Origin of the sequence: Nonomuraea pusilla, assembly GCF_900109355.1 — a bacterium.
In the GTDB taxonomy this organism is placed as follows: Bacteria; Actinomycetota; Actinomycetes; order Streptosporangiales; family Streptosporangiaceae; genus Nonomuraea; species Nonomuraea pusilla.
On sequence record NZ_FOBF01000002.1, the window covers coordinates 549,015 to 566,774 of the forward strand.

17 protein-coding genes and 1 pseudogene are annotated in these 17,760 nt (G+C 69.5%); 10 read left to right on the forward strand and 8 right to left on the reverse strand.

Going from position 1 to position 17,760, the window contains the following annotated elements; translation table 11 throughout:
- Nucleotides 1-175: 175 nt before the first annotated feature.
- Nucleotides 176-1,519: an MFS transporter gene (locus BMX74_RS05480; RefSeq protein WP_091098723.1), complete on the forward strand. Its 1,344-nt coding sequence runs from the start codon at nt 176-178 to the stop codon at nt 1,517-1,519.
- Between the two features lie 180 nt (nt 1,520-1,699).
- On the opposite strand, the gene BMX74_RS05485 is transcribed toward BMX74_RS05480, so the two are convergent.
- Nucleotides 1,700-2,272, reverse strand: a complete 573-nt coding sequence (locus BMX74_RS05485; RefSeq protein ID WP_177227240.1) for a site-specific integrase — start codon at nt 2,270-2,272, stop codon at nt 1,700-1,702.
- 234 nt (nt 2,273-2,506) lie between these two features.
- Between BMX74_RS05485 and BMX74_RS05490 the strand changes: the two genes are divergently transcribed.
- The 4 genes from BMX74_RS05490 (at nt 2,507) to BMX74_RS05505 (ending at nt 7,207) form a co-directional block, all read left to right on the forward strand.
- Nucleotides 2,507-2,728 (forward strand): hypothetical protein, encoded by a 222-nt coding sequence (locus BMX74_RS05490; RefSeq protein WP_055501901.1) that lies wholly within the window; start codon nt 2,507-2,509, stop codon nt 2,726-2,728.
- Nucleotides 2,729-2,815: 87 nt separating this feature from the next.
- Nucleotides 2,816-4,936: a PatA/PatG family cyanobactin maturation protease gene (locus BMX74_RS05495; protein ID WP_218153884.1), complete on the forward strand. Its 2,121-nt coding sequence runs from the start codon at nt 2,816-2,818 to the stop codon at nt 4,934-4,936.
- A gap of 29 nt (nt 4,937-4,965) precedes the next feature.
- Nucleotides 4,966-5,169 carry a hypothetical protein gene (locus BMX74_RS05500; protein ID WP_055501903.1) on the forward strand — a complete coding sequence of 68 codons (204 nt, stop codon included), beginning with the start codon at nt 4,966-4,968 and terminating at the stop codon, nt 5,167-5,169.
- Between the two features lie 34 nt (nt 5,170-5,203).
- Nucleotides 5,204-7,207 (forward strand): S8 family serine peptidase, encoded by a 2,004-nt coding sequence (locus BMX74_RS05505; protein ID WP_091098730.1) that lies wholly within the window; start codon nt 5,204-5,206, stop codon nt 7,205-7,207.
- Here BMX74_RS05505 and BMX74_RS05510 read toward each other — a convergent pair.
- Both BMX74_RS05510 and BMX74_RS05515 read right to left on the reverse strand, forming a co-directional pair.
- Nucleotides 7,156-8,019, reverse strand: a pseudogene (locus BMX74_RS05510) (Tn3 family transposase); the annotation flags it as partial. The gene BMX74_RS05505 and the pseudogene BMX74_RS05510 sit on opposite strands and share 52 nt — an antisense overlap.
- A 164-nt stretch (nt 8,020-8,183) precedes the next feature.
- Nucleotides 8,184-9,221: a site-specific integrase gene (locus BMX74_RS05515; RefSeq protein WP_091098732.1), complete on the reverse strand. Its 1,038-nt coding sequence runs from the start codon at nt 9,219-9,221 to the stop codon at nt 8,184-8,186.
- Between the two features lie 141 nt (nt 9,222-9,362).
- On the opposite strand from BMX74_RS05515, the gene BMX74_RS05520 reads away from it, so the two are divergent.
- Nucleotides 9,363-10,505, forward strand: a complete 1,143-nt coding sequence (locus BMX74_RS05520; RefSeq protein WP_143078562.1) for a coiled-coil domain-containing protein — start codon at nt 9,363-9,365, stop codon at nt 10,503-10,505.
- A 237-nt stretch (nt 10,506-10,742) separates the two neighbouring features.
- Here BMX74_RS05520 and BMX74_RS46260 read toward each other — a convergent pair whose 3' ends face one another.
- The 3 genes from BMX74_RS46260 to BMX74_RS05530 are packed head-to-tail and all read right to left on the reverse strand — an operon-like array spanning nt 10,743 to nt 12,278.
- Nucleotides 10,743-11,129 (reverse strand): site-specific integrase, encoded by a 387-nt coding sequence (locus tag BMX74_RS46260; RefSeq protein ID WP_305728619.1) that lies wholly within the window; start codon nt 11,127-11,129, stop codon nt 10,743-10,745.
- Between the two features lie 31 nt (nt 11,130-11,160).
- Nucleotides 11,161-12,108, reverse strand: a complete 948-nt coding sequence (locus BMX74_RS05525; RefSeq protein WP_305728620.1) for a site-specific integrase — start codon at nt 12,106-12,108, stop codon at nt 11,161-11,163.
- Nucleotides 12,105-12,278, reverse strand: coding sequence for a helix-turn-helix transcriptional regulator (locus BMX74_RS05530; protein WP_091098907.1), 174 nt, complete (start codon nt 12,276-12,278; stop codon nt 12,105-12,107). Before BMX74_RS05530 ends, BMX74_RS05525 begins: the two co-directional genes overlap by 4 nt.
- A gap of 192 nt (nt 12,279-12,470) precedes the next feature.
- On the opposite strand from BMX74_RS05530, the gene BMX74_RS05535 reads away from it, so the two are divergent.
- The 3 genes from BMX74_RS05535 (at nt 12,471) to BMX74_RS05545 (ending at nt 14,906) form a co-directional block, all read left to right on the forward strand.
- A protein-coding gene (locus tag BMX74_RS05535; protein WP_420538116.1) for an IS5 family transposase occupies nt 12,471-13,278 on the forward strand; the annotation gives its coding sequence in 2 pieces (ribosomal slippage) (nt 12,471-12,724 and nt 12,723-13,278; 810 coding nt in all).
- A 91-nt stretch (nt 13,279-13,369) separates the two neighbouring features.
- Nucleotides 13,370-14,140 carry a DUF6461 domain-containing protein gene (locus BMX74_RS45420; RefSeq protein ID WP_055501910.1) on the forward strand — a complete coding sequence of 257 codons (771 nt, stop codon included), beginning with the start codon at nt 13,370-13,372 and terminating at the stop codon, nt 14,138-14,140.
- A 118-nt stretch (nt 14,141-14,258) separates the two neighbouring features.
- A complete protein-coding gene (locus BMX74_RS05545; protein ID WP_091098737.1) occupies nt 14,259-14,906 on the forward strand; it encodes a hypothetical protein in 648 nt (215 codons plus the stop codon).
- Nucleotides 14,907-15,867: 961 nt separating this feature from the next.
- Here BMX74_RS05545 and BMX74_RS42860 read toward each other — a convergent pair.
- Entirely contained in the window at nt 15,868-16,251 is a 384-nt protein-coding gene (locus BMX74_RS42860) for a hypothetical protein (RefSeq protein ID WP_143078563.1), read from the reverse strand.
- Nucleotides 16,252-16,338: 87 nt separating this feature from the next.
- The gene (locus BMX74_RS05550) at nt 16,339-16,839 is read right to left on the reverse strand and encodes a MarR family winged helix-turn-helix transcriptional regulator (RefSeq protein WP_091098739.1); all 501 of its coding nucleotides are present in this window, start codon (nt 16,837-16,839) and stop codon (nt 16,339-16,341) included.
- 163 nt (nt 16,840-17,002) lie between these two features.
- Between BMX74_RS05550 and BMX74_RS05555 the strand changes: the two genes are divergently transcribed.
- A complete protein-coding gene (locus BMX74_RS05555) occupies nt 17,003-17,758 on the forward strand; it encodes an ABC transporter ATP-binding protein (RefSeq protein WP_091098741.1) in 756 nt (251 codons plus the stop codon).
- Nucleotides 17,759-17,760 lie beyond the last annotated feature (2 nt).

The following is a 17,760-nucleotide window of genomic DNA, read 5'->3' on the forward strand; positions in this document are numbered from 1 at the left end:
CGACTCTCAACACCACCCATCCTGGAACGTCCAGCCGCTTCGTGATCAGTCCGGAGCGGCCCTCTGTGCTGCTCGGAAACTCTTCAGAGCGACGGAGCACTCGATGCTTTCAGGCATTGCTTCTTCCCGCGGGCGAAGCCCGTCTCCCACACGCGCATGGCTCGTACTGTGCGCGATGTCCATGCTGCAGTTCTTCATCGCGGTCGACGTGACCGTGGTCAACATCGCGCTGCCCACGATCGGCGCGGATCTCGGCGTCGACGGCCACTCGCTGACCTGGGTAGTGGTCGGCTACACCATCACCGGCGGCGGGCTGCTGATGCTCGGCGGTCGCCTCGGCGACCTGCTGGGCCGCCGCCGCACGCTACTGGTCGGCACGACCCTGTTCGGTGCGGCATCGCTGCTGGCAGGACTGGCCCCCTCGTTCGCGGTCCTGGTGGCGGCGCGCCTCTTCCAGGGAGCCGGCGAGGCCATCGCACTGCCGGCGGCGATGGCCACCGTCGTGCTGATGTTCCCCGAGGGGCCACGCCGGTCGCGGGCCCTGAGCGTGTGGGCCGCGGTCGCCAGCTGTGGGCTGGTGCTGGGATTCGCCCTCTCCGGAGTCATCACCGCCCATCTGGGCTGGCGCTGGACCTTCCTGATCTCGGTGCCGTTCATCCTGCTCGCGATCGTGGCCGCGCTCGCGCTCGTCCCGGGCGGCCGTCCCGCTTCCCGTGAACGGGACCGGCTGGACCTGCCGGGCGCGCTCCTGCTGACGGCGTGTCCGCTGCTGTTCACCTACGCCGCGGTCGAAGCAGGCGAACCCGAGACGAGCCCGTGGGTGAGCCTGGCGGCGCTGGCCGGTGCGGTACTGGCCGCCGCCGGGTTCGTGCGGGTCGAGTCGCGGTCCTCGAACCCGCTGGTGCCGCTGGCCTTCTTCGCCGACCGTGCCCGGGTGCGGGCGAACCTGACAACGATGCTGCTCAGCGGGGCGTTGTCGACCTCATTCCTGCTGTTCACGTTCTACCTGCAGGACCGTCTCGGGATCGGTCCGCTGGGAGCCGGGCTCACGATGCTGCCGTTGGCTGTTGCGCTGATCGCGGCCTCGGTTCTCGTGCCGCGGCAGCTGGGCCGTTGGGGAGCACGCGCGTGCGTGCTGGCAGGTCTCGGAGCCGCTGCGGGCGCGATGACGGTGATCGCGCTCGTGGCAGCCCTGGGGGCTGGGGCGGCGTGGCTGCTTCCGGCGATGCTGCTGATCGCCGCAGGGATGGGCTTCGGACTGGTGGGGCTGCAGTACATCGCGGTCAGCGGAACGACCGACGAGGACGCCGGGATCGCCTCCGGCGTCCAGCGAGCAGCCGACCAGCTCGGCGGGGCCGGCGGCGTAGCGGTCTACATGGGCATCGGGTTCGCCCCCGCCGTGCACGCCGGAGACCCGTTCCTGATCGCCGCGGTCCTCGCCATCGCCGGGCTGGCCGTCGGTGCCGTGGTCGTCAGCCGCTCCCCGGCCACCACGGAGATGCGGCCGCAGACCGAGTAGGAGACTGCGCCGCCACGCTCTGCCCTCCGGCAGCGGCGTGGCGGCGCGTCCCCGCCTCCTCGCTCCGCCATCGACCAGCAGAAGCTCACGTGTCCGTACTTCCCACCTTCATCACCGATCCCTTGTGCGGGTACGGCCGGAGTACGCCAGAAACACACCGCGTGCTTGCGGCGTCCGGGTTCAGCGCTTGCGCCGACGGGCTGCGGGGCCGTGTTCGGCGGTGATGCGGGCGGAGGCCTCCTCGCCTAGGCGCACGTAGCGGCCGAGGCTGGCCAGGTGCTGATGGCGGGACTTGGCCTGCAGTTCCGGCGCGGTACGGCCGGCGGCGGCCAGGTGCGTCAGCGCCGAGTGGCGAAGCTGGTGCAGCGTCCAGCCGTCGCCGTGCGGGTCGAGCGCGGCGGACGCGGTCTTGAACATGTACTCCGCGCGCGGGTAGGACAGCCGTCCGCGGCCGGTGGTGGGGCAGATGTCGGCGGCCGCGGGCGCGCGGCGGCCGGAGGCGGGGGCGCGCCGGTCGGCCAGGAACACCGGCCAGGCGGTGCGGCCGGAGAGCAGGCGGGGCAGCAGGCGGGCGGTGGCGGTGGCCCAGTGCACGTACTCGATGGCGCCGCCCTTGGAGCGGACGCGGGCGCGGCGGAACTCCAGATCGAGGTCTTGGACGTCGAGGGACAAGATCTCCTCGGCCCGGGCCGCGGTCTCATACAGCAGGCGCCCCATGTTCCCGTTCGCCGGGGTCGAGCAGTCCTTCAACATCCTTGTCGCAAGCCGTTTGCTGGTGAGGGCGACGAGTAGCAGCAGGTGAGCGGGTGAGTGCTCGACCGCTCTGCACTCTTTCTGCGGAGGCCGGGCGCTCACCTCGCCGTGAAGCGGCGGGGATCGGATGCTGCCGAGTCGCACAGGCGACAGTAGCTCTATGTAACCAATAAGTCACACCAAGTAAGAGCATGATGGTGGACGGCAAGCCAATGCCCAACGGAAAGGAACGTCATGACCCTGCCCATCCAATCCGCCCCCGTGCACCGCTCGATCACCGGAGTCCCCTCCACCGAGCAGGCCGGCGTCGAGCAGTCCGAGTGGGGGAGCTTCCGGTTCCCGTTCGCCGGCGTCGAGCAGTCCTTGGCCTGGGACGGCTCCCGTCCGTTCGCGGGTGTCGAGCAGTCCGTGGCGGGGAACTTCCGGGTCCCGTTCGCTGGTGAGGGCGACGAGTAGCAGCCGGTGAGGCGGTGAGCGCCCGAACATCCCGCCCTGGCTCCTGTCAGGGGTTGCCGGGCGCTCACCGCGCCGACCGGCCGGCCAATGAGTGACTCACCACGCATCGGGAGCGACATGGGCGAGCTGCCCGCCATCCCCGGTATGGCCCAGCTGTGGCACCACACCGTGGGTGATGACCGGATCACGATCGCCGTCATCGACGGCCTGATCGACGCCAAGCATCCGGCCCTGGCCGGCGCGAAGCTGACCCCAATCCTCGACCTGTGGCCGGGCGGCGCGGCCTCCGGCCGCAAAGCCGCGCACGGCACGGCGGTGGCCGGTGTGCTGGCTGGCAGGCACGACGGCCCCGTCCCCGGGGTGGCGCCGGGCTGTCGGCTGGTCAGCGTGCCGGTGTTCGCCGAAGGGCTGCGTACCTCTCAGCTGGATCTCGCGCGGGCGATCGATCTGGCGTGCGACGCCGGCGCGCACGTCGTCAACATCAGCGGCGGCCAGCTCGCCGACCCGAGCGAGGCCGAGGACGTCCTGGCCCGGGCGGTGCGCCGCTGCCGCGAGCAGGGCGTACTGATCGTGGCCGCGGCGGGCAACGACGGCTGCCTGTGCGATCACGTGCCCGCCGCCCTGGACGGCGTGCTGGCCGTGGGCGCCTGCGACGAGTCCGGCAGGCCGCTGCCGTCCAGCAACTTCGGGCCCGGCAGCCAACTTCAGGGCCTGCTCGCGCCCGGCAATGACATTCCGGTCGCCCTGCCCGGCGGCGGGGTCGGCCGGATGTCGGGCACCAGCCTGGCTGCGCCGATCGTCGCCGGGGTCGCGGCGCTGCTGGCCTGCCTGCACCTGCAGCGCGGCGGCAAGCCCGACCCACTCGCGGTCGGCGAGCTGCTGCGCGCCACCGCCGACCCCTGCATCCCCACCACTGGGCCGGACGGCGCCGAACCAGCCGATCAAGGAACGGGCTCGGAGGCGTGCGCGCGGTACTTGAACGGAACACTCAACATCACGAAAGCGGTGACTGCTGTGACGACCTCTTCTGCGACCTCTTCAGCAACCCCCTCGGCCGACACGGCGGCCCCATCGCCCGCGGGCGCGCCGGATGCTCTGACCCTGCTGGGCCAAAGCGCCGAGGCCGTCTTGACCCTGTCATGCCAGAGCGGCCCGCAACCCGGCGCTGCCGGCGGGTGCGGCTGCAGCGCCGGTGAGGCGTCCCTGCCTGCCCCGGCTGCGGCTGCCTCCGCACCGACGGCACCGACGGCACCGACGTTCGCGACGCCTGCGCCCGCGCCGGTCGTGGCAGCCTCCCCGATCAGCACCGGCGTGGTCACCTCCGCCGAACAGGCCCCCAGCGGAGCGCGGCGGCTGGTGTACGCGCTCGGCTCGCTCGGCTACGACTTCGGCAGCGAGGCCCGCCGTGACACCTTCAAGCAGCTCATGCCGCACGTCGACGCCGGCGGGCACAGCGTGCCGGGCAACCCGTACGATCCGCGTCAGATGGTCGCCTACCTGCGCGAGAACCCCTCCGAGGCCAAGCCGCTGATCTGGACGCTGAACCTCGACCTGACCCCGATCTACGCCATCGAGCCGGTCGGCGGCTACAGCCCCGGTGTCTACGAGCGCCTGGTCGACTTCCTGGAACGCCAGCAGCTCGCCGAGGACAACACCGCCTTCGTCGATCGCGTCTCGGTGCCCGGCACGCTGCCCGGCCGCACCGTGCGGCTGTTCAACGGCCAGCACGTCCCGGTGATCGAGGTCAACCTGAACCGCGGCCTGTACGGCTGGTCGGTCGCCTCCCTCGCCCAGGCGGTGGTGGACTGCGGCGTTCCCGAGCACAACCAGCGTGGCCAGGCCGGCACCCCCGCCCCCAGCGGCGCCACCCTCAACGACGCGGTCGCCGACTTCCTCCAGCGCATCTACTACGACCTGCGCAACTTCGGCGCCACGTCACGGGACCGGGCGCTCAACTACGCCGCCACCAACGCCGTCCAGGTGCGCGAGACCCTCGCGGAAGCGCTCGGCCGCGGCATGGCGCTGCAGAACATCGACACCGAGAAAAGCCCCTACGGCCGCCCCGACTCCGACTGCTGGGACGTCAAGCTGCGCTTCTTCGACCCCGAGAACGGCAAGCGGGCCAAGCGCGTCTACCGCTTCACCATCGACGTCAAGGACGTGCTGCCGGTCACCCTCGGCCCGGTCCGCTCCTGGCCCGAAGCCTGACCCGCCCTCGCCCGGAAGGACAGGAGCTCATGTCGTCGTCGTTCCCGCCGCAGGCGCCGCCGGTGCGCCGCGAGCAGCTCATCGACCCCTACACCACCATCGACCTGCAACAGTCCACACCCGCCCAGCAGCGGCGGGTTCAGGCGTGGCTGCTGTTCAACGCCAACACCGGCGCCCCGGCCGCCTTCCGCATGCCCAGCTACCACGAAGCGATGCTGTCGGCGACCTGGTAACCCCTGCCACCCGCATGTAAGGAGCGCCCGCCCGATGCCTCACCCCGCACCCGCCCCAGCGCAGGCCTCGCTCTCCGCCCCGCCGGCACGCCGGGACCAGCCCCGCCCCCCGGAACAGGAGCAGGAACGAGAGCGGGGACGGGAGCGGGCGGGCGGCTCCACCCCACCGGCGGCCAAGGAGGCGGCCCCGCCGGCTCCGCCTCGCTACCCCGTCCAGGCCGTGCCCGGCATCACCGCCCTGCACCGGCACACCCACGGCCACCCGGAAGTGATCATCGGCGTTGTCGATGGCCCGCCTGATCTGTCCCACCCCTGCCTGGCAGGCGCTCAGGTCGAGGCGCGTGAGCCGTGGTGGCTGCCCTCCATCGCGGCCGATGACCAGGCCCGCGAGCACGGCACCTGGACCGCCAGCGTGCTGGCCGGCCGTCCCGGCAGCGTCCTGCCCGGCCTCACCCCCGGCTGCCGGCTCATCATGCTGAACCACCCCGCCGGCGAAGAGCACGTGCCCGACCCGCACTCAGCCGCCCGCGCCATCGAAGAACTCGTCCAGGCCGGGGCGAGCATCATCCAGTACACCCTGGCCCACCACACCGCCTCCCACGACGCAGACCCGATGCTCAAACGCGCCGTAGCCGCCGCGATCGAGGCGGGGGTGCTGGTCACCGCCCCGGCCGGCAACGACTACGGCAAGCACAGCATCGCCGTGGCCAACCTGCCTGGCGTGCTCGCCGTCGGCGCGCACCGCGCCGACGGCGCCATGTTCTTCTTCAGCAACCACGGCCCCGCCTACGCCGGGCACGGCCTGGTCGCGCTCGGCGAAGCCGTCTACGGCGCCACCCCCGGCGATGGGGGCATCAAGGCCCAGAAGGGCACCTGCATCTCGGTCGCCCTGGTCACCGGCGCCGCCGCGCTGCTGGTCAGCCTGCAGCGCCATCTCGGCCGCCCGGCCGATCCCCTCGCGGTCCGCGACGCGCTGCTGGCCGCCGCCCGCCCCTGCACCACCGAGCAGGCCCACGGCAAGCCCGAACGCTGCCTCAACGGGATCATCGACCTGCCCGCCGCCACCCGCCACCTGTTCGGCGACGCCCCGCCCCCGCAGGCCGCACCGACCAGCGCGACCGCCGCCCTCCCCACGTCGATCATCGCGACCTCGTCCGGGCTGGTGAGCCAGAGCGGCCCTGCGCACCTCCCGGTCTCGTCCCGCCGCGACGTGCGGATCACCACCGTGGCCGAACGCCCGCATCTGGCCCCCGCCGCGGGAGAGGGAACCCCGAGGAAGGAGGACCACGGGGAGGGCGCGCACGGGGAAGGAACGTACGGAGAGGGCGCCGCCGGCCAGGGGCCGCAGATGCCCGCCTTCCTGGCCGGCGACCTGGCCGGCCGCTGGAGTCTGCACGCACGCCTGCAGGACCGCTTCCCGCAGTTCTCGGTCGTGGCCACCAGCGCCGACGGCCAGGTCATCGCCCGTGGCCATGGCGTGCCGTTCGCACTGGCGCTCCCCGGCCGCGGACGGCTGCCCGATGGCGGCTGGGACGACATCCTCACCTGGGCCTTCGCCGACACCCAGACCGGCACCCCACCCGACACCCTCGGCCTGCTCGCCATCACCGTCCAACCCACCCACCGCGGCACCGGCCTGCCCGCCCGGGTCTTGGCCGCCCTGAAGGACGCCGCCCGCACCGCCGGGCTCACCCACGTCGTCGCCCCAGTCAGGCCCACCCGCAAACACCACGAACCCCACACCCCGATGGCCGACTACGCAACGCGCACCCGCCCCGAGGACGGGCTGCCCGCCGACCCGTGGCTGCGCACCCACGTCCGCGCCGGCGGCACCATCATCGGCCTCGCACCCGCCTCCATGACGGTGGCCGGATCCCTGACCCAATGGCGGGAATGGACCGGCCTGCCCTTCGACGCCGACGGACCGGTGATCGTGCCCGGCGCCCTGGTGCCCGTACAGGCCAGCCTCACCCACCAGCACGCCGTCTACGTCGAACCCAACATCTGGGTCCACCACCCGCTGGGCCGCCCTTCCTGACCCCGCTTTCCGCCGGCGGTCGCAAACCGTCTCATCACTGTTGACAGAACAGTGCATTCATTGTGCCTGGTGCGACATTTCATGATCACGGCGCCGGTCGGAGAGACACCGGACCGACGCTCCAGTGGCGGACAAAGAGTGCCGTTGCAACCCTGCCAACGATGTCTTCCTGCGATCAGGTCGCGAACAGCACACGGGGTTCGAGGTCGAGTCGGGTGGTCGGGTTCTGATCCGGCGGGGTCAGATCGAGCGTCCAGTTGCCGAACCGGCGCACGGTGTTCGTGATGTAGGGCGAGACGGTGGCTCAGATCGTCCAGGTCGACCGGCCGACCTTCGGCGGCGATGTCGTTGGCGGCGTCGGTGATGTCGCAGGCGGTGGAGTAGATGACGCAGTCGGCGATCAGCTCATTGAACTTCACCACCTTCTCCTCGTGGTCAGGATCGTTGTGGCCGATCAACTTGCCGCCGAACATCAGCCAGTCGGCGAAGGCGTGGAAGGCCTCGTTGCGGTTGGTGACCTGGGTGATCTGCTCGCGCAACCCCGGTTCGGACAAACAGCGCAAAAGCGTGACGGTGCGGATCGCGCGCCCGAGTTCGCGGAAGGCGCGATACAGGCGGTTCTTACGAAAGTGGTTGCCGAGCCGGCGCAGCAGCGTCAACGACGACAGCCGGTTCTCCCGGATCGAGATCGCGGTACGCAGCAGGTCACTCCAATGCGTCTCGATCAGCTGCCAGTCGACCGCCTCCTCACCGAACAACGCGTCGATGTGGGTGTAGCGGGTGTTCTCCTGAGGCCGATAGAAGATCAGGTCATGCCAGTTGCATCGTTTTGGTCAGCCGCAGCCGAGACCCAGCCGATCGGAAGACCGCTGCCGTCCACGAGCACGGATCTCCTGAGGCTTGCCGCGGTCGACAGGGTTGCGGCACGTGCTCTCCTCCACCCGGCGCCTTGCCGATGCCGTGCTGTTTTGGCTGGTCAGAGGCCCACGTTGCGCATCGCGTTGTCGCGCCAGCGGTCGACGGCGCGGATGTAGCGCAGCACCACGGGCGAGGCTGGGGCCCAGCGGCCGTGCTTGGCGATGACCGAGACCGGGACCCCGGCGGCATAGGCGACCGTGGCGCCGCCGGCACGCAGGCTGTGCGCGGTGACCCGGTCGGCGGACGGGACCCCGGCGCGGACGGCCAGGTCGCGGACGATGACGTTGACCGCGTCCGCGCCGAGCGAGGGGCCGACGGTGCCGTGGCGGGTGAGGCGGCGCAGCAGCCGTCCGGAGGTGTGCCCGGCCTGGTCCAGTACCTGTAGCCAGTCGCGCCATGCGGCGACGGGGTCGGTGAGCGGGTGAGAGCCGCGCGGGATGGCGATGGTCTCGCCGCGGGAATCCTTGTCGGTCTTGGACGTGCGGATGGTGACCTCCAGGCCGTCGGCGACCTCGCGCACGTCGTCGCGGGTCAGGGCGACGAGCTCGCTGCGCCGCCCCATCAGGGCCAGGCCGAGCACGAGCAGCACCCGGTCGCGCAGCCCGCGGGCGGTGGTGAGGTCGCAGGCGCTCACCATCGCACGCAGCGCGTCGATGGTGATGGGCGGCGCCTCGCGCTGTGCCCGCCCGCCGTCGTCGGCGCGCCTGCGCTTGTAGGCGCGCAGCGCCAGCCGGGCCGCCTCGGTGCCGGGCCGGCCGGGGTGGCCGGACAGGCGGTGCATGGTGCGGACGGCGGCCAGAGCCTGCTCGATGCTGGCCGGGGCCTGCCCGGCCGCGCACAGTTGGGCGGTGTACTCGGCCAGGGTCTGCTCGGTGGCGGGCAGGGCGAGGCGTTCGTGGGCGGCGCACCAGGCGGCGAAGGCGGCCCACTGGCGGGTGTAGGCGCGGCGGGTGTTGGCCGGCACGCCGTCGGCGATCAACTTCCGGGTCTCGTCGCTGAGCGCGTAGTCGGCCGCGGTGTGCGCGGCGTGGTTTTCCGGTGTCCCGGAAATCGGGGGCCGCTCCCCCGCCGGCTGGATCAGCCCGCCGTACCCCATGTCCGTTTTCTCCCCTTTCCCACCAATCCCATCCTGACCTCTGATAAGGAAGGTTATCACGGGTCAGGCTTCCGACACTCAACCGTTCGCGTACGCACGAAACAGATGCGTTCGAACGCTGAGAACGCTAGTCTTCGGACCGTGGCCGACGATCAGGAAACTGCAGTGGAGAGCATTCCGGCAGAGACCGGACAGACTGGCGATAACGGGATGAACGGCGAGGAACCGGAACCGCGGTGCGCCGGCCCCGGCTGCGCCAAGGCCCTGCCCGGACGCAGCAGCCGGGCCAAGTACTGCAGCGACGCCTGCCGCGCCGCGGCCTACCGGGCACGTACCACCGCGCACGCCGCCCCCGTCGCCAACGCCCTGCTCCGCGTCCAGGACCTCCTTGCCCCGCTGCTCACCGCCGGCGAGCAATGGCAGGCCGCTCAGAACGCGCTGCGCGCCCAGCTCGCCGAGCTGAACAACGGCGCACTCGCCCAGATCGAGGCCGCCGAGCAGGCCGCTGAGGAGGCTCGCTCGGCCGCCGCGGCGGCCGAGCAGCGCGCGACGACCGTGGCCACCGCCGCCACCACGCGGATCGCCGCTGCCGAGCAGGCACGGAAGCAGGCGGAGACCGCCCGCGACCGTGCCGAGGAACGCGAGCAGGACGCTTGGCGCCAGGTCGGCGAGCACCAGAACGCACGTGCTCAGGCCGAGCGGCTCGCCGCCGAAGCCGCCGACCGGCAGCGCCGGGCCGAGCAGGACCATGATGTCGCTCGCCGGCGAACCGCCGAGCTCACCGAGTTGCACGCCGCCGCGACCGCCCGCATCGCCGCACTGGAGCACGAGGCCGCCGACCGGCAGCGCGAACTCGGCGGCCTCCGTCACAAGCTGCAGGAACAGGAAGCCCAGACCCGGAAGGCTGAACAGGAACGCGACCAAGCCCGCGGCACCGCCGAGGCGCACGCCGAGGAGGCCGACCGGCTACGCCAGGCGCTGGCCACCGAACGTCAGCGGCGCGAACAGGCGGTCACCACGGCCGCCGTGGCCGAGCAGGCCCGCACCCTCGCTGACCAAGCCAGAGCCGCGTCGCTCGACGAGGCCGAACGGCTGCGGGGCGAACTCGCTGGCCTCACCAGCGCGCTGAAGGCCGCCCAGCAGCAACGCGAAGAGGCCGTCACGGCCGCCGCCGTCGCGCAGGCGCTCCTGCGCGAGCAGCAATCCCGCCGCCCATCTGCTCAGCCCGAGACGGAGGCCTCTGCCGGCGTTTCAGCGGAGACGCCGACAGCATCGGACTCATGATCCGTGGGCCGTGGGTTCGAGTCCCGCCCGCCCTACTCACCTCACTACCGCATTCACTCTCTGAGCAGGGGTTTCGCAGGATGGCGGGGTTCGCGGGCAGGCAGTCAGAGGCAGCCGGGAGCAGTCGTGTGCCACCCGTCGCGGAACATACACGGAATGGATCTCGGGGCGGTTTCCCCAGGTCGCGCACAGCAAAAGACCCCGGATGGAGTCCGGGGTCCATTGCGTTCCGCGCGATCACCGCGACAGGGCTTCCAAGATCCGGCCGTTGGCGACCTCACGCTGTCCGTCGATGCACTTGGCGTACACCTTGAGCAGCACATCTACCCCGTGCCCGGCACGCTCGGCGGCCTCCGGGGCATGGACGCCGGCGTTGAGCCAGAGCGACACGGCCGCGTGCCGCAGGTCGTACGGCCGGGCAGCGAGCGGGGAGGTGACCTGGTCGGGGGTGAGGGCGAAGGCCCGCGCTTCCTTCCAGACCTTGGAGATGGTCGAGCCCGAGAAGACGGCACCGGTTCGCGTGCGGAACAGCCGGCCGTCCTCGGCCACGCCGTGCCGTTCGATGTGCTCGCGAAGGATGGCCACCAGTTCCGGTGGGATGGGCACGACGCGGGTCGTCTTCACGTCGCGATGCTTCAGGCGCCGCTCGTCGTGCCTATCGCTTGATGCTCTCCGAGCGGGTCTTCTGAAGGGTGAGCAAGCCCCACCCCTCCTTTGGGAGCAAGCAGTTGTCGTGCCGGAGACCTGCCGCCTCTCCCGGTCGAAGGCCGCCGAAGTACATGCAGGCGAACAGTGCCCGCAGCATCGGACCGCGCGAGCGCCCGACGTAGGTCACCGCCGTCAGCAGTTCCCGCGCCTGTCCGGGGTTGACGACCGAGCGCCGATCGACCTCGCCGCTCACCTTGGCCTTGCGGAACTTGACCTTGTGCAGCGGATTTGCCGAAAGCTCCTCCAGCTCGACGGCGTACTCCAGAGCGTGATGGATGATGGCCCGCTTGCGGCGATAGGTGGAGGTGGCGGCCGCGTTCCCGTCCATGCGCAAGGACAGGGCTTCCAGGACGCCCCGCACCTGCTTGGTCTCCTCCAGAGCGCTTGACGGGAGCGACGACGCCTCCAGCCAGCGCACGGTCCGAGCGATCTCCGGTGATGGTTGCGACCTGCGGTCCTCCGGGAGGAAGGAGTACTCGCGCAGCGCCCGCCGGATGATCTCATCGGACGGCCGGCCTGGCGCGTCGTTGACCAGCACGCGGGTGACGGTGGCGAGGGTGTCGGTCATGCCCTCGCGGGACTTGGCCGCCGCGTGAGGCCACCAGGTGTGGACATAGGCGACGGCGAAGGCGTACCAGGTCCGAGTGTCCTTGGCCTTGGCCATCGACAGCGGGAGGCCGGTCTCCACGTCGAACGCCTCGCCCTTCTTGGCCGCCTGCCGGAGGTCGGACAGGAAGCTCTCGGCCAGGCCCTTCGTCTTGAAGGTCGAGGACTTCTCACGGTCGCCGACCGTCCAACGGACGGTGTGCCAGACGATCCGAGGCTTCTTGCCGGTGCCGTCGGATCGGGTGTTGGTGCGGATGTCCCAGAACTTGACCTTGTACGAAGTGGTCATGCCGCGCTCCTGAGGGATTCGAGCCAGGCTTCGAGGTCGCTGCGGTTGATGCGGAGTTCGCCGTTCGGGAGGCGGATGCCTTCCGGCGCCTTGCCGATCTCCCGCCAGCGGTAGAAGGTGCGGCGGGAAACGCCGCCGAGTTCGTCGAGGCGGCGGCTGCGCCGCCGCAGCCCGCGCGGCCCTCCCCGCGCGAGCTGCGGCCTGGGGGCCGGTCTCGCGCGGGGAACCGCGCCGGCATCAACATCGCTCTTGAAAGCTCACGATCATCGGCAGCACGTCTGGACTCTTCGGGTTCGCTAGGGCGTGTCCCGTGGATCTTTGATAATGCTTTGATGTAGATCATCCGTGTGGATGATGAGCGTCTGAAGCGCCACGATCTCACCGATGAGGAGTGGGAACGGCTGGCGCCGCTGCTGCCGGTCAACCCACGGCAGGGCGGCCGATGGGCGGATCACCGGACGGTGATCAATGGGGTGTTCCTCCGGACACGAACCAACATCACATGGCGTGATCTACCGTCCTGCTACGGGAACTGGAAGACGGTCTATAACCGCCATCGTCGCTGGTCGATGGACGGCACCTGGCTCCACCAGCATGCCGCCGGAGCTCGTCAGGCGCCGCCGGCCGACTTCCGGTAAAGGGGGTGCTGTAGATCACAAACCGGTGAAGGGACGAGAGGCGCTGGGCCGCTCGCGGGGCGGGTTCAGCACCAAGATTCACCTGGTCGCCGACCGGCGTTGCCGTCCGATCGCGACGCTCATCAGCCCTGGCCAGCATGGGGACAGTCCATACTTCCGGCGGGTGTTGGAGCGGGTGCGGATCGCGCCTCGCGGCCTGGGCCGTCCCCGTACGCGTCCTGGGCGGGTGTTGGCCGATAAGGCGTACTCGTCCCGGGGTAATCGCGCCTACCTGCGTCGGCGCGGCATCAAGGCCGTCATCCCGATCAAGAAGGATCAGCGAGCCAACCGTCTCAGGCAAGGTCGCAGGGGTGGACGACCGCCCGGCTTCGATGCTGAGTGGTACAAGGAGCGCAACACCGCCGAGCGGTGCGTCAACAAGCTGAAGGATTACCGTGCGGTGGCCTTACGCACCGACAAACGCGAGAGGATCTATCAGGGCACCATCGACGTTGCCTCGATCAGGATCTGGCTTCGTTACCCCGTCTCGTGATCGAAGTGGCAACCCCTTGGGCGTGGGACATATGGCCGCGGTTTGTCGGTGCAGACTGCCAGCATGTCGCCAGCCGATCAAGGGAGGTACGGTGACCGATCTCCTCAGCCAGTTCCGCTGGCTGGAAGAGCACCAAGGAGATGAGCACGACCTGCTCGGAGACACCTTCTGCGTGTCATTTCTCCACCGGCTCGACCCAGCCGAGGTGCTGAGCTGCTTCGAACCTGTCACGCCAGCGGAAACGATGAGCTTCAAAGAGCTGTGCGGTCGTGCCAGAGCCTACTTCGAGGACGCTGCGGACGTCAGGTACGTCGGCGTCGCACAGGTCGGCGAGTGGAGCGTGGCCATCGAGCCGTGGGGCGGGCAAGCCGTGCTGATGATGAACCAGCTGTCTCGGGCTGGCGAGGTTGTCAGCGTCGGTCGCAACGACTACGCCGAGCACAGATTCGAATATGCCGTTGATGGCACCATCATCACGAGATTCCTCTCACGGGAGCCGGACAGGCGATGGGGCAGTGATCCTGATCGGCTGAACGGCTTAATGCGTCAGGTCGGCATGGTCCTCGAGCCCCCGCAGGACGAGGGAATGCTTGATTCCTGGTCAGCCCGCATGGCCGAGGACTCTGTCGCTCGGGCTTTCGCGTTGGCGGCCAAGATGACCGGTGTAGCGCTCACTTTGTCCACTCTGAGCACGTTGCATTTCGTCAGCGCTGTCCAGAGTGGCGGTCGGCGTGCGATGAGCCGCGACAAAAGTGCCGAGATCCGCCAGTGGGCCAAAGCCCACGGCCTGCCCCTGAGCGAGCGGAGCCGAATCGCCTCCATCGCCGTAGAGCAGGCCGAAGATCCACGGGACACCCCCTAGTGCCAACGCCGCGCGGGTGTCGGAGAAGGTGGTAAGAGATGAGGGGTGTGATCATCGCCTACTGCTAGGGCGTGAAGGGCAACAGATGCCCCAGCTTGATGAACCAGTGGAGACAAGGGTGTTGGACGAGGACATCACAGAGCAGCAGGCCGACATTGTCGCCCTGCTGCTTCACCATACGCAGACCCCACTCACCGGCTCCGTGCACATCCGCGGAATCCTTCCGGCGCCGGCATCCGCACCATCGGTGTGCGTGGTTCTCGGCCCCCCGAACGGATCAGTCGACGAACCAGACCAGATGGTCGGCTACGAAATCCCCTTGAACGTCGACGACTACTACCTGACCGGCCGGGACATCGCCGGGATCCTCCGCACGATCTGCACAGACAACGACCGCTACCCAGGCCGCCACGTCAGCGACTTGATGGGAATCCCCCTCATCACGGTGCATCATCCCCTGTCGGTCGATCTCTCCGCGCCCACACCCGAGGACAACGTCTACACGATCCTGCGTACCCTCGTATGGCCCTGGAGAGAGGAGCGGCTTGATCCGCTCCTGCTCGGATTCCTGTTCCGCTCCGCAGACAGACTCCGGCTCTACCTGGCCTCCAGCAAAGTCCCGGAAGGCGTTGTCGCGGTGGACACGCGCCCGTCAGGAGCCCTCACAGCTCTCTTGCCCGCGCTTCCATCCCTCATCACCGAAACCTACCGCTACGCTGAACCCGATCCTTGCTGCGTCCGCCTGGTCGACCTCACCGACTGGTAGGAAGCCACTTTCTCTGCTGGGTCCATGCGGCCTGAGATGACGTCGTCCGAGCGCGTGTCCACGGCCTAGCGTTCTTCCTGGTGAGGCGCCTGGCCAAGGGGTCGTAGTCCCGGATATCGCGTCGGCGCCCACTATCAGGACCCGATTCACCAGCTCCCTGCCGACTTCCTCATCCCTGATGATCGGGAAGAACCTCAAGCCAGGGGAACGCCAGCGTACGGTCGGGAGGTGCAGGGACAGTACCGCCCTCACGATCGCCTGACTGTGGCGGGGCCGCCGTTCCTGGCTGGGGGCGATCGACGGTCCGGGACTTCGTTCCTCAGCCCCGGTCCACCGAGCAGTCAAGCACCGCTCAGCGGCGGAAAGGCAGGAGGATGCCACCCGCCCCACCTGACCTGTGCCCAGGTATGGGAGCCGCCCGAACGGACGATCTTAAACTGTGGTGTACGGAGACGAACGACGAGGATGCCGTCAGGCGAGGTGGCGGACACCTATGAACACCCACGAAGTCCCTTTGGGCACCTTGTAAATAGAAGGTTCCGCGCACCCTGATCCGTAGCGAACGAAGCCAGTTACGGCCGGCGGATACCTCAAGACCCACGAAGCGACCAGTACAAGTACGGGATCAAGATCCGGCATATACGCGGAATGGCTGGGACCCAACACGAGAGAATCTGTCGTGAGGCGCAGGTCAGGCGACCTACCAGGCGACAAGATCAATTCCACTCATGATCCGTGGGTCGTGGGTTCAAGTCCCGCCCGCCCTACTCTTCAACACCGCGTTCGACCTGGGGTTTTCTCGGTCCTCGCCGGCCTCTGACCTCGTCGTTGATCATGGCTGGTTGCTCGGCGGCCGCTCTCGCGTACGGACCGTACAAGCCGCCTTGCTGTGCTTGCCAGGCGTTCCTGACCGAGCAGACGAAACATCCGCTGCTTCTCACCGTGGCCGATCGGCTGCCTGTCATCCGTCGATAGCCGCCCCGGACGAAGATGCAGGCCCGCCGGAGGATCGGCGGCCTTGCCGTACCGGTTGTGGCGGTGGCCGTGGTCCGGAGCGTAGGCGGGCCGGCGCCTCCACCGGCAGGCCGTCCAGCAGGACGGTCAGGCGCGCGGTGTCGTAGCCGACGTCGGGCGCGATGAGGATGTCCGGGTCACCATCTCGCCACCGGCCGGCTTCGATCAGACGGGCGACCAGGACCTGTGTCGCGGTGACGGCGGCTTCATCGTCGTCGGGGCGTGGCCGTTGGGCATTCAGCACCAGGTCCGAGAGGCGCGGCCGGTCTCCAGCGCGGCCATGGTCGAGTACGGCCAGCCAGAGCGTCGCGCCGCGGCACCGCCACCTCATGCCGCAACACCATGATCTTCGTGTTCTCGGACACTTGACCGCCGTACCCGGTGAAGCCGTCGTTGCGATCAGCGTGCGGCTCAAGGCTCATGAAACACGGCCCAGGAGCCTCGGGCCGGATGGGGCGGCGCGTTCGGCCACGCCACGCAGCAGATCGACCAGTTGTCGGCGCTCGGGGTCGGCGAGCCAGCCGAAGAGGTGCCCCCCCACCTGTTCGGTGGCCTGCCGCGCCTCCGCCAGGGTTTGCTCGCCGTGAGGTGTCAACACGATGCAGTACGCGCGCCGGTCCTGTGGTGCCCGCTGGCGGGAGACCAGCCCACCCTCCTCAAGCTCGTCGATGAGCCGGACCATCGCGGATTTCTCGATGCCTGTACGGTCCATCAGCTCCCGCTGGCTGACCGGGCCGTACATCGGCAGCGCGAGCAGCATGGCGAATCCGCGGACGTTGAGGCCGAGCGGGCGCAGCGCCTGGTTCAGCCGCTCCCGGCTCTGGTTGTGCACCTCGGCCAGCAGCATGCCGAGCCCCACCTGGTCGGCGGCCGGGCCGCCGTCGCCGGCCAGGAAGCGCTCGAGCAGGTCTTGGAGCATGCGCCCATTCTACTACCGCCTGATAAAATCTCAGAGTGAGACTATCTCGGAACGCACCTATATGTCGTCGACCAGGAGAGATCCTCATGCCCGGGCTGACCCGCCGGCGCACGCGCAGGATGAACGCACGGCACGCGCTCTCCCCCCGCGCGGGAGGGCATCGATGATCGGGGCTCCGCCCGGCGAGCGTGTCTCCGAGCTGGTCATGACGGCGGCGGATGTGGTCAAGACCTACGGTGCCGGCGATGGCGCGGTGAGCGCGTTGCGCGGAGTCTCCGTGTCCTTCGTCCGCGGCCAGTTCACCGCGATCATGGGGCCGTCGGGGTCGGGGAAGTCGACGTTCATGCACTGCCTGGCCGGTCTGGACACCGTGACGTCCGGCAGCATCGTCGTCGGTGAGGTCGACATCACCGGACTGTCGCGCACCCGGCTCACCGAGTTGCGCCGCGACCGGATGGGGTTCGTCTTCCAGTCGTTCAACCTCCTGCCGATGTTGACCGCGGAGGAGAACATCCGGCTCACCGGACGGCTGGCGGGCCGTGACCTGGATCAGGGGTGGTTCGACACGGTCGTGGACACGCTGGGGCTACGCGGGCGGCTGGCCCATCGTCCCACGGAGATGTCCGGCGGCCAGCAGCAGCGGGTCGCCGTGGCGCGGGCGCTGCTGACCAGGCCGGAAGTGCTGTTCGCCGACGAGCCCACCGGAAACCTGGACTCCCGTTCCGGCGCGGAGGTACTGGGCTTCCTGCGTGCGGCGGTCGACGACTACCAGCAGACAGTGGTCATGGTGACGCACGATCCGGTGGCCGCCGCGTACGCCGACCGGGTGCTGTTCCTGGCCGACGGGGCGATCGTGGACGAGTTGGCCGGACCCACCATCGACGCCGTGCATGCCCGCATGCGCAAGATCGAGGGCTGAGG

Bases quoted from the DNA above. Each gene is read 5' to 3' on its own strand.
- BMX74_RS05525 (WP_305728620.1), bottom strand. From the start codon at position 12,108: ATGACCACTTCGTACAAGGTCAAGTTCTGGGACATCCGCACCAACACC.
- BMX74_RS05550 (WP_091098739.1), bottom strand. From the start codon at position 16,839: ATGCTCCAAGACCTGCTCGAGCGCTTCCTGGCCGGCGACGGCGGCCCG.
- BMX74_RS05495 (WP_218153884.1), top strand. From the start codon at position 2,816: ATGAGTGACTCACCACGCATCGGGAGCGACATGGGCGAGCTGCCCGCC.
- BMX74_RS05505 (WP_091098730.1), top strand. From the start codon at position 5,204: ATGCCTCACCCCGCACCCGCCCCAGCGCAGGCCTCGCTCTCCGCCCCG.
- BMX74_RS05485 (WP_177227240.1), bottom strand. From the start codon at position 2,272: ATGTTGAAGGACTGCTCGACCCCGGCGAACGGGAACATGGGGCGCCTG.
- BMX74_RS05480 (WP_091098723.1), top strand. From the start codon at position 176: ATGTCCATGCTGCAGTTCTTCATCGCGGTCGACGTGACCGTGGTCAAC.
- BMX74_RS05490 (WP_055501901.1), top strand. From the start codon at position 2,507: ATGACCCTGCCCATCCAATCCGCCCCCGTGCACCGCTCGATCACCGGA.
- BMX74_RS05555 (WP_091098741.1), top strand. From the start codon at position 17,003: ATGATCGGGGCTCCGCCCGGCGAGCGTGTCTCCGAGCTGGTCATGACG.
- BMX74_RS05515 (WP_091098732.1), bottom strand. From the start codon at position 9,221: ATGGGGTACGGCGGGCTGATCCAGCCGGCGGGGGAGCGGCCCCCGATT.
- BMX74_RS42860 (WP_143078563.1), bottom strand. From the start codon at position 16,251: ATGAGGTGGCGGTGCCGCGGCGCGACGCTCTGGCTGGCCGTACTCGAC.
- BMX74_RS05500 (WP_055501903.1), top strand. From the start codon at position 4,966: ATGTCGTCGTCGTTCCCGCCGCAGGCGCCGCCGGTGCGCCGCGAGCAG.